This is a genomic window from Neobacillus soli NBRC 102451 (assembly GCF_001591665.1).
Taxonomy (GTDB): domain Bacteria; phylum Bacillota; class Bacilli; order Bacillales; family Cytobacillaceae; genus Neobacillus; species Neobacillus soli.
In genome coordinates, this window is the sequence record NZ_BCVI01000027.1 from 74,449 (window position 1) to 91,606 (window position 17,158).

Genomic DNA, 17,158 nt, shown 5'->3' on the forward strand with positions numbered 1-17,158 from the left:
GCTGTGGCGTATTATTCACGTTACGAATGTTAAAGAGGATTATACGTTTTTATCGTATATCTATCAGGGTGGTACCGCGGGAATAAAACCTTCTCGTCCCTATTTTTGGGATGAGCGGGTTTTTTTTATGGAAAAATGGTCATTCTGTTCAATAGCAAGGAAAACAGGAGGAAGAAAAATATGGAATACAAAGATACGTTATTAATGCCAAAAACCGAGTTTCCGATGCGTGGGAACCTGCCGCAAAGAGAACCTGATATTCAAGCGAAGTGGGAAGAAATGAATATTTATAAAAAAGTCCAGGAGCGCACCAAGGGACGCCCGATGTTTGTTTTGCATGATGGTCCGCCATATGCCAATGGAGATATCCATATGGGGCATGCCCTTAATAAGGTTTTAAAAGACTTTATTGTTCGCTATAAATCAATGAGCGGCTTCCACGCACCATATGTGCCGGGATGGGATACACATGGTCTTCCGATTGAACAGGCTTTAACTAATAAGGGTGTCAAACGCAAAGAAATGACGATCGCTGAATTTCGTCAGCTTTGTACGAAATATGCGCTTGAACAAATTGACAACCAACGTACGCAATTCAAACGGATCGGCGTTCGTGGTGACTGGGAAAATCCATACATTACGCTTAAACCAGAATATGAAGCGCAGCAAATCAAGGTATTCGGGGAAATGGCGAAAAAAGGCTATATTTACAAAGGTCTTAAGCCTGTTTATTGGTCCCCGTCAAGTGAATCAGCATTAGCTGAGGCGGAGATTGAATATCAGGATAAGCGTTCACCATCGATTTATGTTGGTTTTAAGGTGAAAGATGGTAAGAATGTCCTTGATACCGATACACAAATTGTTATTTGGACAACAACTCCATGGACAATTCCAGCGAATCTTGGTATTTCTGTTCACCCTGACTTAACATATGTGGTGGTTTCAGTGGATGGTAACAAGTACTTAGTAGCAGAAGCCCTTCTTGAAGCAGTAACGAAGGAAATTGGCTGGGAGAATGCTTCGGTTGTCCAAAAGGTCAAAGGGGCAGAATTAGAAAACCTCGTAGCAGCCCATCCGTTATATGAACGTGATTCTTTAGTCATGTTAGGTGATCACGTTACAACGGATGCTGGAACAGGCTGTGTTCATACGGCTCCAGGACATGGGGAGGATGACTTCTATGTTGGTCAAAAATACGGCTTGGAAGTCCTTTGTCCTGTAGATGATAAGGGCGTAATGACAAGTGAAGCACCTGGATTCGAAGGATTATTTTACGATACGGCAAACAAACCAATTGCACAAGCATTAGAAGAGGCGGGTGCATTGTTAAAGCTTTCATTTTTCACGCATTCCTATCCACATGATTGGAGAACAAAGAAGCCGGTTATTTTCCGAGCCACAGCTCAATGGTTCGCGTCCATTAAAGACTTCCGCAATGATTTGTTGGAGGCAGTAAAGGAAACAAAATGGGTACCGGCTTGGGGCGAAACACGCTTATTTAATATGGTTCGCGACCGCGGCGACTGGTGTATTTCCCGTCAACGGGTATGGGGTGTACCAATCCCTGTTTTCTATGCAGAAAATGGAGAAGAGATTATTACCGATGAAACAATCAATCATGTGTCTGATTTATTCCGTGAACATGGTTCAAATATTTGGTTTGAACGTGAGGCAAAAGAATTACTGCCAGAAGGATTCTCACATCCAGGCAGTCCAAATGGAACATTTACGAAAGAAACGGATATTATGGATGTTTGGTTTGATTCCGGCTCCTCTCATCAAGCTGTACTGCTTGAAAGAGATGATTTAGTCCGCCCTGCAGACCTTTATCTTGAAGGTTCTGACCAATATCGGGGCTGGTTTAACTCGTCTTTATCTACTGCTGTAGCGGTGACAGGGAAAGCACCATATAAAGGAGTTTTAAGCCACGGTTTTGCGCTTGATGGTGAAGGCAGGAAGATGAGTAAGTCAATCGGAAATGTCGTTGTCCCTGCGAAAGTAATGAATCAATTAGGAGCTGATATTTTACGCCTTTGGGTTGCTTCCGTTGATTATCAAGCAGATGTACGCGTATCTGATGCTATTCTTAAACAAGTCGCCGAGGTCTATCGAAAAATTCGTAATACCTTCCGCTTCTTACTAGGGAACTTGGCAGACTTTGATCCTGCTGCAGATATGGTTGCATACGAAGACTTGCGAGAAGTCGATCAATTTATGATGGTGAAATTAAATAAGCTCATTAAATATGTTCGAAACGCCTATGAAAACTATGAATTTGCTGGGATCTATCATGCCGTCAATAATTTCTGTACCCTCGATTTAAGTGCATTTTATCTTGATTTTGCAAAAGATGTTCTTTATATTGAGGCAGCAGATAATCATGAGCGCCGTGCCATCCAGACCGTTTTATATGAATCGCTTCTTGCTTTAACAAAACTGGTTTCGCCAATCCTTTCGCACACAGCGGATGAGGTTTGGAAGTTTATCCCTTCAGTTTCGGAGGAAAGTGTTCAATTGACTAACCTTCCGGATTATCAGGAGCTTGAAGGTTCGAAAGTTTTAGAAGAAAAGTGGACCTCATTCATGAAGCTTCGTAACGATGTATTAAAAGCCTTAGAAGAAGCTAGAAATGAAAAGGTGATTGGAAAATCGTTAACAGCAAAAGTAACCTTGTTTGTTAATGATAAAACGAAAGCTCTGTTAGATTCGATTGACGAGAATATGAAGCAGTTGTTCATCGTTTCTGGATTTGAAGTGGCGGGAACATACGAGGATGCCCCTGAAAATGCGCTTAAATTAGAGTCCTCAGCCATTGTTGTCACAAAAGCCGAAGGTGAAACCTGCGAGCGCTGCTGGATTGTTACACCAGAAGTAGGTCAAGATCCAGAACATAAAACGCTTTGCCCACGCTGTGCTGAAGTGGTAAAAGAAAGCTATTCACACCTAGCATAGAAGAAATGGGCCCCATGCAAAAAAAGCATGGGGCCTCTTTTTTTTTAATTTTTCCCTTTTCCGTTAATTGTTGTAGTGGCTGTCAAATGTTTTTCCGTGTCAGTTGATAGTTGTCGGTAATAATAAGACAAATGATTACGGAGGTAACAACTATGAATGCCTTGCAGGAAAAGCTGTTTTTGGAACTCCGTCAAACACAAGAAGAAATTGCAAAATCATTAAAAAACAAACAAAAGCATGATTGGTTATCAACCATTTTGGAAGAGGAACTTGCAGATATTGATTTGGCTTTAAAAAAGATGGAGGACGGGAATTTTGGACAATGTGAAATTTCAGGAGAATTTCTCCCGAAAGATTTATTAAAAATGATCCCTACCCTAAAGTCGATGAAGGATTCGGAATACTTAGAAGTCTACTTCAAAAAACCAATCGATAACTCATTTTTGTAAGGTTAAATTGCCGTTTCGCGAAAAAGTATGCTAAAATGCTCTAAGAAGTAAGTCTAGGCTGATGTGGAGGTATTTCTTAGTGCTTTATTACTTAATCGCTCTTTTTGTTATTTTATTAGATCAAATTACAAAATGGTTAATTGTAAACAACATGCATCAAGGAGAAAGCATTACCATCATTAATAATATTTTGTACATTACTTCTCACCGCAATCGTGGAGCTGCATGGGGAATCTTACAAGGTCAAATGTGGCTCTTTTATGTTATTACCATCATTGTTATTGCCGCTATCATGTATTATATCCACAAAGCAGCAAAGGGCAAATGGCTGTTAGGGGTCTCTTTAGCATTTATGCTTGGTGGCGCGATTGGGAATTTTATTGACCGTTTGATGCGTAAGGAAGTTGTCGACTTCATCCATACGTATATCTTTGGCTATAATTTTCCAGTCTTTAATATTGCGGATTCAGCTTTAGTGATTGGTGTCATTTTGTTGATGATTCAAATGCTGAAGGATGAGAGAGAAACAAAGGAGAAATCATATGGAGAAAATGGAACACACCATTCTTGAAACGGAAAAAGGAGACCGTATCGATAAGGTCATCTCATGTCTAGATGAAGAATGGTCTCGAACACAAGTACAGCAATGGATTAAAGAAGGTAATATCCTTGTGAACGGACAAAAGATCAAAACAAATTATAAATGCAGCACGAATGATCAAATTGAAATTACGATTCCTGATCCAGAAGACCTGGATGTGTTACCAGAAGAGTTAGATTTACAAATTTATTTTGAAGACAAAGATGTCTTGGTTGTCAATAAACCAAGAGGAATGGTCGTTCATCCCGCTCCTGGGCATTTAACGGGAACACTCGTAAATGGGTTAATGGCCCATTGTAAGGACTTATCAGGCATCAATGGGGTGTTGCGGCCAGGAATTGTTCACCGTATTGATAAGGACACTACTGGCTTGTTAATGGTTGCAAAAAATGATATGGCCCATGAAAGCCTCGTTAATCAGTTGGTTAAAAAGTCCGTCACGCGTAAATATTGGGCGATTGTCCATGGAGTCATTCCACACGACTTTGGAACCATCGATGCCCCGCTTGGCAGGGACACGAAAGACCGCCAAAAAATGACAGTTGTTGATCATGGGAAACATGCAGTGACCCATTTTCATGTAATTGAGCGCTTTAAAGACTTTACCCTTGTGGAGTGTCAATTAGAAACAGGAAGAACCCACCAAATTCGTGTTCATATGAAATATATTGGTTATCCACTTGCTGGAGATCCAAAATATGGACCGAAAAAGACTTTGGAAATTGAAGGACAAGCTCTGCATGCGGGAGTGCTTGGTTTTGATCATCCAAGAACACAAGAGTACTTAGAATTTACAGCCCCGCTTCCTGAAGATTTTGAACGATTACTGGATCAGCTTCGAAAATAATCATTGACAGAGCCCAATAAGTACCGTAAGATAATTTTAGTTGAATATGCCTTTAAATCAGTCCCGTGAGGCTGAGAAGGAAACGGTTAAAGATGATAGGCATTCTATGCCCTAAATCTGAAGAATTAACTTGTCTACCTCTCGCCAACATCGGTGAGAGGTTTTTTTTTTAAAAGGCGGTGTGAGCAGAGCAACGCTTCACTTATTCAGGGTTAAAATTAATATTTTGCGCTGTAATAGGATACACTGATTTATTATTGCGGCGCTCCGCCCCTTTTCCATAGAAAGAAGGTGTCTTATGGATCAAAAAGCTCTTGTCCTTGATGAGCAAGCAATTGGAAGGGCCCTTACTAGAATTGCCCACCAAATTATTGAAAAGAATAAAGGGATTGAAGAATGTATTCTTGTTGGAATTCGTACAAGAGGCATTTACCTTGCCGAACGCCTTGCAGCTAAAATTGAAGAGATTGAGGGGAAATCAGTACCAGTGGGTGAGCTGGATATTACCCTTTATCGAGATGATTTAACGATGAAGACGGACAATCAAGAACCATTAGTTAAGGGGTCTGATATTCCTGCAGAAATAACCAAGAAAAAAGTGATTCTCGTTGATGATGTGTTATATACTGGCAGAACGGTAAGGGCTGGACTTGATGCCCTTATGGACCAAGGACGCCCTGCAGCTATTCAACTGGCGGTGTTAGTTGATCGGGGTCACCGCGAGCTTCCAATCCGTGCCGATTATGTCGGAAAAAACATCCCGACCTCAAAGGATGAAAGAATTGTCGTCGAGTTAGCCGAAGTGGATCAAGTGGATCAAGTAAGTATTTTTGACAAATAAATAGCAACCCTTTTAAAAGCAGTCCCGTGAGGCTGACAAAGGGGAAATTACCGATGGAATCTTGTTTCGGTATTTCTACACCCTCTTTGTGCCTTCATGGACAAAGAGGTTTTTTTATTTAAAAAATACAAAATTTAAATAATTAATAAAGTAGGGGAGATCAAAATGAACAACAAACCCATCTTAGACGTAGAAGAGATTCCTAAATCAGGCCAATGGCTGACATTAAGCATACAGCATTTATTCTCCATGTTTGGAGCAACCATCCTAGTCCCCTACCTTGTCGGTTTAAGTCCGGCCATTGCACTAATTTCAAGCGGACTTGGTACTTTAGCGTTTTTATTGATAACAAAAGGAAAAGTACCAGCCTATCTAGGATCGTCATTTGCTTATATTATCCCAATAAAACTTCTCAATGAAGCAGGCGGCCCAGGGGCGGCAATGATTGGAACCTTCCTGGCAGGGTTAGTATACGGGATTATTGCTCTAATTATCAGTAAGGCGGGATATCGCTGGATTATGAACTTGCTGCCGCCGATTGTGGTTGGCCCGGTTATCATTGTTATCGGCTTATCCGTCGCACCAACAGCCGTGGGGATGGCAATGAATAATCCCGCTGGAAAATATAGTATGCTTCATTTCTCTGCGGCGCTAGTCACACTGGCTGCAACGATCATTTTCTCGATTTTTGCCAAAAAAATATTAAGCATTATTCCGATTTTAGCAGGAATTATCGTTGGTTATCTTTACGCGCTAATGGTAGGAATCGTCGATTTTGGACCAGTAATGAAAGCCAATTGGCTGGAAATGCCGGAATTTGTGATTCCATTTGTCAGCTATAAAGTGAAAATGACATGGGACATTTTCTGGTTAATGGTACCAGTTGCGGTTGTTACCATATCTGAACATATCGGCCACCAGTTAATCCTAAGCAAGGTAGTAGGACGTGATTACATTAAAGAACCAGGCCTTCATCGTTCCATTCTTGGGGACGGAACGGCAACAATCATCTCAGCATTGGTTGGCGGCCCGCCAAAAACAACCTACGGAGAAAATATCGGCGTCCTAGCGATTACCCGTGTGTATAGTGTCTATGTACTGGCAGGCGCTGCAGTGTTAGCGGTCATCTTCGGCTTTATTGGAAAAATAACTGCGTTAATCCAAACGATACCAACACCAGTTATGGGCGGTGTCTCCATCCTGCTGTTCGGAATTATCGCCTCTTCGGGTTTAAGAATGTTAGTTGATAGTAAAATTGATTTTGATGATAAACGAAACCTGATTATTTCATCCGTTATTCTAATCATTGGAATTGGCGGTGCCGTTCTTAAGCTGCCATTTAAGGATATTCAAATTCAAGGGATGGCATTAGCAGCGATTTTGGGTGTTGTGTTAAACCTGATTCTTCCTGGCAGACAGCCAGTAAGTGATAATTTGTTTGAAGAGGAAACAACCGAAAACCGGAAAACAGCCTAATATAGTTACCTTTTAACTAAGTCCAGAGAGGCTTATAAGGGTGTTAAGCTTGAACCAGTCTGATAAGGACGGCTTATGCTTGGATTCAATGCACCCTGATGGAGATTTCAGGGTGCATTTTTTAATGTAAAAGAGGAAGGTGGGAAAAAGGATGTTACATCATTTACTAACCACAAACGAATTAAGGGTTGAGGAAATTTATCAAATTCTTGAGGATGCAAGAAAGTTTTCGGAAGGGATGGAATGGAAGCCAAATAAACAAATGTTTACCGCCAATTTATTTTTCGAAAACAGTACAAGAACAAAATGCAGTTTCGAAGTAGCGGAAAGAAGGTTGGGGTTAGGGGTCATTCCATTTGAAGTGGAAACCTCAAGTGTCCAAAAAGGGGAGACGCTCTACGATACCGTCAAAACATTGGAGGCGATTGGTGTCAATGCAATCGTCATTCGCCACGGGCAGGATCGGTATTTTGATGAGTTGGTTGGAAAGGTTAATATTCCGATTCTTAATGGGGGAGATGGCTGTGGCCATCATCCAACACAGTCGCTCCTTGATCTATTAACCATCCAGCAAGAGTTCGGTCGATTTGAGGGCTTGAAAGTCGCAATCATTGGGGACATAAGTCATAGCAGGGTAGCAAGGTCCAACGCCGATGCCTTAACAAGACTAGGGGCAGATGTCATCTTTTCCGGACCGGAAGAATGGTTTGATTCTCATAGTTTAAATTCAGCACGATTTAAGCCAATTGATCAAGCCGTACAAGAGTCCGATGTGGTCATGCTGCTTCGGGTCCAACATGAACGACACCAGAAGAAGGGAAGCTTTACAGCATCCCAGTACCATAATCAATTTGGTCTCACAATAGAAAGAGAAAAGCAAATGAAGCCAAACAGTATTATCATGCATCCTGCCCCAATTAACCGAAATGTTGAAATAGCTGATAGCCTAGTAGAATGCCAACGTTCGAGAATATTTAAGCAAATGGAAAACGGTGTTTATGTTAGAATGGCTGTTTTAAAGCGATCAATCGAAAGTATTAAAGGAGGATATAGTAATGAAAATTCTTATTCAGAACGCCAATTACATAGCATTTAATGGAGAAAAAAAACAGGCTGATATTTTAATAGAAAACGGGATGGTTACTAAAATAGAAAAAAAGATTGAAGTTACAGTTGATCGTATAGTGGATGCAGCTAGATTGTTGGTTTCATCAGGATTTATCGATTTACATGTCCATCTCCGTGAGCCAGGCGGCGAGAAAAAGGAAACAATCGAAACAGGAACACGCGCTGCGGCTAAAGGTGGCTTTACAACAATCGCCGCCATGCCGAATACAAGACCTGTGCCTGACACCAAGGAACAAATGCAATGGATCGAGCAGCGAATTCAAGAAACAGCTTGTGTCCGCGTTTTGCCATATGCAGCGATTACTACCAGGCAGCTTGGAAGAGAACTGACAGACTTTAAGGGGCTTAAAGAGGCGGGCGCATTCGCCTTTACCGATGATGGCGTCGGCGTTCAGTCTGCGGAGATGATGCTTAGAGCCATGCGTAAAGCAGCAGGTGTAAATATGGCGATTGTTGCTCACTGTGAAGAAGATACACTGATTAATAAGGGCTGTGTCCACGAAGGAACTTTCTCAAAAAATCACGGATTAAGCGGGATTCCATCCGTTTGTGAGTCCGTCCAAATAGCGAGGGATGTTTTGCTTGCTGAAGCTTCCGGCTGCCATTATCACGTCTGCCATATCAGTACAAAAGAATCTGTCCGGGTGGTAAGAGATGCGAAACGGGCCGGCATTCATGTCACTGCAGAGGTTACACCGCATCATCTATTATTATCTGAAGATGATATTCCCACTCTTGATGCAAATTACAAAATGAATCCGCCTCTTCGTGCCGCTAAAGACAGGGAAGCCCTAATTGAAGGGCTTTTAGATGGAACAATCGATTTTATCGCTACCGATCATGCACCACATACAGCTGCTGAAAAAAGTGAGGGAATGAAATTAGCACCATTCGGAATTGTCGGCTTAGAAACAGCCTTCCCACTGCTATATACACATTTGGTTATGAACAATATTATCACCCTAGAGCAATTAATTGCATGTTTAACGAGGAAGCCAGCGGATGCCTTTGGACTTCCATATGGAAAAATAGACATTGGTGCACCAGCGGACATCGTCCTCGTGAACTTAAATGAAGAACATTTGATTAATCCGGAAGAATTTATATCGAAAGGAAAAAACACTCCATTCGCTGGCTGGGTGTGTAAGGGATGGCCAGAGATGACAATCGCTGCAGGGCAAATCGTATGGGAAAAGGGAGTGGTTACAGCATGAAAGCACAGCTTATTTTAGAAGATGGCACTGTTTTTATCGGTGATGGCTTTGGCAGTCATGTTGATACAATCGGTGAAGTCGTCTTTAACACAGGAATGACAGGCTACCAGGAAATTCTTTCCGACCCATCCTATTGCGGGCAAATTGTGACACTCACCTATCCATTAATCGGAAATTATGGGATTAATCGCGATGATTTTGAATCGATAAATCCTGCTGTGAAAGGATTTATTGTCAAAGAAGCCTGCGACTTCCCATCAAACTGGAGAAGCGAATTTACATTAAATGAATATTTTAAAATGAAAAAAATACCCCTGATTGCCGGGATTGACACACGGAAATTGACGAGAATTATCCGTAAGTACGGAACATTAAAGGGAGCCATCTGCAGCATTGATAACGATGTGAATATAGTATTGAGCAAATTAAGGCAAACAAGATTCCCAATCGATCAGGTACGGCAGGTATCCACAAGAAATCCCTATCCAAGTCCAGGACGCGGGAAAAGGATTGTCCTCGTTGACTTTGGAATGAAACACGGAATTTTACGGGAATTAAATTTACGCGGATGTGATGTCGTTGTTGTCCCCTATCGTACAACTGCCGAGGAAATCCTCCAATTGCGGCCTGACGGAATTATGCTCTCGAATGGACCTGGGGATCCAAAGGATGTGCCAGAAGCGATCCATATGATCAAAGAAGTACTAGGCATTATTCCGTTGTTTGGAATTTGCCTTGGTCACCAATTGTTTGCCCTTGCCTGCGGCGCAAACACTGAAAAAATGAAATTTGGCCACCGAGGTTCAAACCATCCGGTCAAGGATTTAGCAACCGGAAAAATCGCCATCACTTCGCAAAATCATGGCTATACGGTAGAGGCCGATTCGCTTAAAAATACAAGACTATCGATTACTCATCTTGCCCTAAACGATGGGACAGTTGAGGGACTGAAACATTTAGATTTTCCGGCCTTTACTGTTCAATATCATCCAGAGGCATCACCAGGCCCAGAAGATGCAAACGGCTTATTTGAACAGTTTCTTGCGATGATTGAAACACATAAACAGGAGGTCACAGCACATGCCTAAACGTACAGATATAAACTCCATATTAGTAATCGGCTCCGGTCCAATTGTTATCGGTCAGGCTGCGGAATTTGACTATGCCGGCACCCAGGCATGTATCGCTTTAAAAGAAGAAGGATACCGTGTTATTCTCATCAACTCAAACCCAGCAACCATTATGACAGATACAGATATTGCTGATGCGGTCTATATTGAACCATTGACCGTTGAATTTGTGAATAGAATCATTCGCAAGGAACGTCCTGATGCGCTGCTAGCCACGCTCGGCGGGCAAACCGGTCTTAATCTTGCTGTCGAGCTTTCCAAGTCGGGAGTTCTCGATGAGTGTGAGGTTGAAATACTTGGAACAAAGTTGTCAGCTATTAAACAAGCGGAAGATCGTGAACTGTTTCGAAATTTAATGAATGAATTAAACGAACCCGTACCAGACAGTGAAATTATCCACGAATTAGCTGAAGCAAAATTATTCGTTAAAAAAATTGGTTTCCCTGTGATTGTCCGCCCGGCCTATACACTTGGCGGAACTGGCGGCGGGATTTGTAACAATCCTGATGAACTTGAAGAAATCGTCACAAGCGGCTTAAAGAACAGCCCTGTTCAGCAATGCCTGCTTGAAAAGAGTATCGCCGGATTTAAAGAAATTGAATATGAGGTCATGCGTGACGGTAATGATAATGCCATCGTTGTTTGTAACATGGAAAATATCGACCCAGTTGGCGTCCACACAGGTGATTCGATTGTTGTGGCACCAAGCCAGACGCTAAGCGACAGGGAATATCAACTTTTGCGGAATGTTTCTCTCAAAATCATTCGCGCTCTTGGGATTGAAGGGGGCTGTAACGTTCAGCTGGCCTTGGATCCTTATAGTTTTGATTACTATATCATCGAAGTGAATCCAAGAGTCAGCCGTTCTTCTGCACTCGCGTCCAAAGCAACAGGCTATCCGATTGCTAAGCTTGCAGCAAAAATCGCCGTTGGTCTAACACTTGATGAAATGCTCAACCCAGTCACGGGAAAAACATACGCCAGCTTTGAACCAGCTCTCGATTATATCGTTACAAAGATACCAAGATGGCCGTTTGATAAATTTGAATCGGGGGACCGTTCGCTTGGCACGCAAATGAAAGCAACCGGTGAAGTAATGGCAATTGGCCGGACGTTTGAAGAGTCGTTGTTAAAAGCAATTCGTTCTCTAGAAGCTGGGGTCTACCATTTTGAATTAAATGGAGCATATGAAATTGATGACGAATTAGTGGAGAAGCGCATTCGTAAAGCTGGAGATGAGCGGCTGTTCTACATTGCTGAGGCGTTAAAACGTGGCACGACCATTGAAACCATCCATCAATGGAGCCAAATCGATTTGTTTTACTTGAAGAAGATGGAAGGAATTATTGAGCTAGAAACTAGGCTGGCAGCCAATCCGCTACATAAAGAAATTCTTATCGAAGCAAAACAAAAGGGCCTTACTGATAAAAAGATTGCCGAGCTTTGGGAAGTGGCGGAAACGGAAATCTATAACCTACGTAAGAATTACGGAATTATCCCTGTTTATAAAATGGTTGATACCTGTGCGTCAGAATTTGAGTCTGAAACACCCTATTACTATGGCACCTACGAAGAGGAAAACGAGTCGATTGTGTCAGGTAGGAAAAGTGTGATCGTTCTCGGTTCTGGTCCCATCCGTATTGGTCAGGGTATCGAGTTTGATTATGCAACTGTCCATTCCGTCCAAGCGATTAAGGAAGCAGGCTACGAAGCGATTATCATTAACAACAATCCGGAGACGGTCTCAACAGATTTCAGTATTTCCGATAAGCTTTATTTCGAACCGCTTACCATTGAGGATGTGATGAGCATTATCGAGTTGGAAAATCCTATCGGAGTTGTCGTTCAATTTGGCGGCCAAACCGCGATTAACCTAGCAGCAAAACTTGCTGAAAATGGGGTGGAAATCTTGGGAACCAGCCTTGAGGATTTAGACCGGGCTGAAGACAGAAACAAATTTGAACAAGCACTGGGACAGCTAAAGATTCCACAGCCACTGGGTAAAACAGCCTTGTCAGTGGAAGAGTCGCTTATAATTGCTGAAGAAATCTGCTATCCGGTACTTATTCGCCCATCCTATGTCCTCGGCGGCAGGGCGATGGAAATTGTTTACCATGAAGAAGAACTCATTCATTATATGGAAAGTGCCGTTAAAATAAATCCGGAACAACCTGTCTTAATCGACCGTTACTTAACAGGGAAAGAAATTGAAGTTGACGCCATTTGTGATGGAGAAAATGTGTTGATTCCGGGAATTATGGAACATATTGAGCGGGCAGGTGTCCACTCAGGCGATTCGATTGCTGTTTATCCGCCGCAAACCCTTTCAATGGAAGTCAAACAAACACTTGTTGAATACACAGAGAAAATGGCAAAAGGCTTAAACATTGTCGGACTGCTGAACATTCAATATGTTTTAGTCGGGGAACAGGTATATGTCCTCGAGGTCAACCCGCGCTCAAGCCGCACAGTGCCATTTTTAAGCAAAATAACCAATGTTCCGATGGCGAAAATTGCAACAAAAGCAATTCTCGGAATCTCAATAGTCAATCAAGGCTACTCGCCAGGGCTTGTTCCTGAAAAAGCAGGCGTCTATGTAAAGGTCCCGGTCTTCTCATTTGCCAAGTTGAGAAGTGTTGATATTTCACTAGGGCCAGAAATGAAATCAACGGGTGAAGTAATGGGAAAGGATACTACTCTTGAAAAAGCTCTTTATAAAGGATTGATTGCCTCCGGAATGAACATTCAAAAGTTTGGAACGGTATTGTTTACGGTTGCGGATAAAGATAAACAGGAAGCATTAAAGCTGGCGAAACGCTTTTCGGCTAATGGCTATCGAATCATGGCAACAAGCGGGACTGCAGCAGTTCTTGAATCTGCGGGTCTTCCGGTTAAGGTTGTTGGAAAAATTGGTTCCGTAGGGAAGACGCTTTTGGATGTCATCCATCGTGGCGAAGCACAATTCATTATTAACACCTTGACAAAAGGGAAGCAGCCGGAGCGAGATGGCTTTAGAATCCGCCGTGAAGCTGTTGAAAATGGGGTTCCATGTTTAACATCATTAGATACAGCGGATGCGATTCTTAAAGTAATTGAATCCATGAATTTTTCAGCTGAAGCAATGAATCTGGAGAAAACAAGAGAGGCGGTTTTTGCATGATAAAAAAGGAATTATGCAAAATCGTCAGCCAAAAGGAAATCGCTGCAGATATTTATGAACTAACGGTGGAGGCTCAATTGGTTAATGCAATAAATGCACCAGGTCAGTTCGTCCATATTCGGGTCGCAAATGGTTGGGGGGGTCCCCTCCTAAGAAGACCGATTAGTATTTCTTCTATTGATAAAAGTAGCAGCCAATTAACGATGATTTATCGGAAGGAAGGGAAAGGGACGTCATTACTTGCAGAATTGGGTTCGGGAATGGAACTTGATATCCTCGGCCCCCTAGGGAACGGCTTTCCTATGGATGAGGTTGGTGTAGGGGAAACCGCCCTGCTCGTGGGCGGCGGGATTGGTGTCCCGCCCCTCTATGAGCTTTCCAATCAATTGACGGCAAAAGGGGTTAAGGTGATTCATGTCCTCGGTTTCCAAACGGAATCAGCGGTTTTTTATGAAAGTGAATTTTTGAAAAATGGTGAAACGTTTGTAGCTACAGTAGACGGTACGTCTGGTAGAAAAGGTTTTGTAACCGATGTGATAAAAGAGTTGAATTTTGAATGTATTTATACATGCGGGCCAACACCGATGCTCCGCGCAATCGAACAAGGGTATGCAGACAAAAGAGTGTTTTTATCCTTAGAAGAACGAATGGGCTGTGGAGTAGGTGCCTGCTTTGCTTGTGTCTGCAAAAGCACGGATGATCCAAACGGCGTTTCATATAAAAAGGTTTGCAGTGATGGTCCAGTTTTTCGTGCAGGGGAGGTATTGATATGAGTCGATTGAACATCGAATTACCGGGGTTAAATCTGAAAAATCCAATTATGCCTGCTTCCGGCTGCTTCGGGTTTGGACGGGAGTACAGTCAATTTTACGATTTGAGTGAACTAGGGGCAATCATGATAAAAGCTACAACAGTGGAACCAAGGTTTGGAAATCCGACACCAAGGGTTGCAGAAACATCGGCCGGGATGCTGAATGCAATTGGACTGCAAAATCCAGGGCTTGAAAAAGTCCTCGGTGAAGAGCTACCTTGGCTTTCTCAGTATGATGTTCCGATTATTGCCAATGTCGCTGGTTCTTTAGAAGAGGATTATGTTAGGGTTGCAAAGGAAATTTCTAAAGCACCAAATGTTCATGCACTTGAGTTGAATATCTCCTGTCCGAATGTAAAGACAGGCGGCATCGCGTTTGGAACGATTCCTGAGGTAGCGAAGGATTTAACATGGAAAGTGAAGGAAGTATCAGAAGTTCCGGTCTATGTGAAGCTGTCACCGAATGTCACCAATATCGTTGAAATGGCAAAAGCTGTTGAGGCAGGCGGCGCGGATGGGTTAACAATGATCAACACACTTGTTGGAATGAGATTGGATTTAAAGACGGGAAAACCGATTTTAGCCAATCGGACTGGGGGTCTATCAGGTCCAGCCATTAAGCCGGTTGCGATTCGGATGATCTATGAAGTAAGTCAAGCGGTATCGATTCCGATTATTGGAATGGGTGGGATTGAGTCGGCTTCGGATGTGATTGAGTTTTTTTACGCAGGAGCAAGTGCCATAGCGGTGGGAACAGCGAATTTTGTCGACCCATTTGTTTGTCCGACAATTATTGAGAAACTACCAGTGCTTTTAGAAAAATTAGGGATTGAACACATCAGTGAATGTAAGGGAAGGAGCTGGAATCAGCATGGACAATTCGCTCATCATCGCGCTTGATTTTGCTAATGGTAATAAAGTAGAACAGTTTCTGGTGCCATTTGCGGATAAGCAGCTGTTTGTAAAAGTGGGCATGGAGCTATTTTACCAGGAAGGCCCCGCGATTATTCATAGGTTAAAAGAATCAGGTCATCGAATTTTTCTCGATTTAAAGCTTCATGATATTCCGAACACAGTGAAAAGTGCGATGAAGGGTCTTGCACGATTGGAATGTGATCTAGTTAATGTTCATGCTTCTGGTGGCAAAGAAATGATGGAGGCGGCACTGGAAGGGCTTGAGTCCGGGACAGCCGCTGGAAGGAAGCGTCCTAAGTGCATCGCGGTCACTCAATTGACGAGTACCTCCGAAGTGCAAATGAATAACGAGCAGCAGATTCCTGTTTCACTGAAAGAATCAGTCCTCCATTATGCCTCACTTACGAAAGAGGCCGGCTTAGATGGGGTCGTTTGTTCAGCATGGGAAGCTGCTTCGATTAGGGAAAAGGTTGGCCCGTCATTTTTAACCGTCTGCCCGGGAATTCGCTTGGCAGCTGATCAGGTGGGGGACCAAAAGCGAGTGGCTGCACCGGAATTTGCGAGAAATGCAGGTGTAAGTGCGATTGTAGTCGGACGTTCGATTACACGGTCGGCGGACCCAGTGAAAAGCTATGAACAATGGATAAATGCATGGAGGGGAATTCAATTATGAAACATTACATCGCTGAAAAACTATTAGAAATTAATGCTGTCGCTCTAAAACCACAGGATCCATTTACTTGGACATCAGGACTCCGTTCGCCGATTTATTGTGATAATCGGTTAACACTATCCTATCCGACTGTCAGGAGAGAAATTGCGCAAGGTTTGAAAAAATTGATTCTAGAAAACTTCCCGGAAACGGCGATTTTAGCTGGAACAGCGACCGCGGGGATTCCACATGCTGCCTGGGTTAGTGAACTAATGGATTTACCTATGTGCTACGTACGCTCCAAAGCAAAAGGGCATGGAAAAGGCAATCAAATTGAGGGGAGAGTGTCAATAGGGCAAAAAGTTGTTGTTGTCGAAGACCTCATTTCAACTGGGGGCAGTGTGATCACGGCGGTACAGGCATTACGCGAGGCTGGCTGTGAAATACTTGGGGTTGTGTCTATTTTTACATATGGGTTAGAAAAAGGAAGACAATTACTTCAGGAGGAGGATATTAAGAGTTTTTCTTTAACGGATTATGCTTCATTAATAGAAGTAGCAATTGAAAAAGGTTATGTCAGTGAGGAAAATCAGGAAAGTCTGTTATTGTGGAGTAAAGATCCTTCAAAATGGAGTAAACAGCATGAGAATACAGTTATTTAAACAAAATCTTATATTCAACTTAATTTCCCAAGATGATAACTCTCTCCAAATTTTGATTCGCAAATAAAACCCGGATATTCGCAAATAAAACCTTAAGATTCGCAAATAAAATAGTGAAATTCGCAAATAAAACCCACTTTTTCGCAAATAAAGATTTAAGGAAGTCCAGAACCTTTGTTTTGATGAGGAAAAATACCGTTTTCTGTGTAAAAAAGCACATCAATTTTAGTGTTTTTATAAAATTGTCTTCTTTTTTTAGTACTTTTGTAAAAAAATTCGCTACTTTGCTGATAAACACTAAAAAGAGGATGCCCTAAGAA

General features: G+C 42.4%; 14 protein-coding genes and 1 other annotated feature (1 of these 15 cut by a window edge). All 14 genes read left to right on the top strand.

Features of this window, described 5'->3' with window-relative positions; all coding sequences use genetic code 11:
* Positions 1-104 (top strand) — a binding site (T-box leader); it begins 138 nt to the left of the window's first position.
* Positions 105-180: 76 nt separating this feature from the next.
* Positions 181-2,952, top strand: coding sequence for an isoleucine--tRNA ligase (gene ileS, locus BSO02S_RS10640; RefSeq protein ID WP_066066576.1), 2,772 nt, complete (start codon positions 181-183; stop codon positions 2,950-2,952).
* Between the two features lie 152 nt (positions 2,953-3,104).
* Positions 3,105-3,401 (top strand): hypothetical protein, encoded by a 297-nt coding sequence (locus tag BSO02S_RS10645; protein WP_066066579.1) that lies wholly within the window; start codon positions 3,105-3,107, stop codon positions 3,399-3,401.
* 79 nt (positions 3,402-3,480) lie between these two features.
* Entirely contained in the window at positions 3,481-3,972 is a 492-nt protein-coding gene (lspA, locus tag BSO02S_RS10650) for a signal peptidase II (RefSeq protein ID WP_066066584.1), read from the top strand.
* Positions 3,944-4,849, top strand: a complete 906-nt coding sequence (locus BSO02S_RS10655; protein ID WP_066066587.1) for an RluA family pseudouridine synthase — start codon at positions 3,944-3,946, stop codon at positions 4,847-4,849. The genes lspA and BSO02S_RS10655 overlap by 29 nt, the downstream gene beginning before the upstream one ends.
* 298 nt (positions 4,850-5,147) lie before the next feature.
* Positions 5,148-5,690: a bifunctional pyr operon transcriptional regulator/uracil phosphoribosyltransferase PyrR gene (gene pyrR, locus BSO02S_RS10660; protein ID WP_066066589.1), complete on the top strand. Its 543-nt coding sequence runs from the start codon at positions 5,148-5,150 to the stop codon at positions 5,688-5,690.
* Between the two features lie 165 nt (positions 5,691-5,855).
* Positions 5,856-7,166 (top strand): solute carrier family 23 protein, encoded by a 1,311-nt coding sequence (locus BSO02S_RS10665; protein WP_066066593.1) that lies wholly within the window; start codon positions 5,856-5,858, stop codon positions 7,164-7,166.
* A 151-nt stretch (positions 7,167-7,317) separates the two neighbouring features.
* Positions 7,318-8,262 carry an aspartate carbamoyltransferase catalytic subunit gene (locus tag BSO02S_RS10670; RefSeq protein ID WP_066066595.1) on the top strand — a complete coding sequence of 315 codons (945 nt, stop codon included), beginning with the start codon at positions 7,318-7,320 and terminating at the stop codon, positions 8,260-8,262.
* On the top strand, positions 8,222-9,508 hold the full coding sequence (pyrC, locus tag BSO02S_RS10675; protein ID WP_066066598.1) for a dihydroorotase: 1,287 nt from the start codon (positions 8,222-8,224) through the stop codon (positions 9,506-9,508). The genes BSO02S_RS10670 and pyrC overlap by 41 nt, the downstream gene beginning before the upstream one ends.
* Complete coding sequence (locus BSO02S_RS10680; RefSeq protein ID WP_066066601.1) at positions 9,505-10,596, top strand: carbamoyl phosphate synthase small subunit; 1,092 nt, start codon at positions 9,505-9,507, stop codon at positions 10,594-10,596. Before pyrC ends, BSO02S_RS10680 begins: the two co-directional genes overlap by 4 nt.
* Positions 10,589-13,798: a carbamoyl-phosphate synthase large subunit gene (gene carB, locus BSO02S_RS10685; protein ID WP_066066604.1), complete on the top strand. Its 3,210-nt coding sequence runs from the start codon at positions 10,589-10,591 to the stop codon at positions 13,796-13,798. The genes BSO02S_RS10680 and carB overlap by 8 nt, the downstream gene beginning before the upstream one ends.
* Positions 13,795-14,571, top strand: coding sequence for a dihydroorotate dehydrogenase electron transfer subunit (locus BSO02S_RS10690; RefSeq protein WP_066066607.1), 777 nt, complete (start codon positions 13,795-13,797; stop codon positions 14,569-14,571). Before carB ends, BSO02S_RS10690 begins: the two co-directional genes overlap by 4 nt.
* Positions 14,568-15,509 (top strand): dihydroorotate dehydrogenase, encoded by a 942-nt coding sequence (locus BSO02S_RS10695; protein ID WP_066066610.1) that lies wholly within the window; start codon positions 14,568-14,570, stop codon positions 15,507-15,509. The genes BSO02S_RS10690 and BSO02S_RS10695 overlap by 4 nt, the downstream gene beginning before the upstream one ends.
* Positions 15,481-16,197 carry an orotidine-5'-phosphate decarboxylase gene (pyrF, locus tag BSO02S_RS10700; protein ID WP_066066613.1) on the top strand — a complete coding sequence of 239 codons (717 nt, stop codon included), beginning with the start codon at positions 15,481-15,483 and terminating at the stop codon, positions 16,195-16,197. The genes BSO02S_RS10695 and pyrF overlap by 29 nt, the downstream gene beginning before the upstream one ends.
* Positions 16,194-16,838 (top strand): orotate phosphoribosyltransferase, encoded by a 645-nt coding sequence (pyrE, locus tag BSO02S_RS10705; RefSeq protein ID WP_066066616.1) that lies wholly within the window; start codon positions 16,194-16,196, stop codon positions 16,836-16,838. The genes pyrF and pyrE overlap by 4 nt, the downstream gene beginning before the upstream one ends.
* Positions 16,839-17,158: the final 320 nt, after the last annotated feature.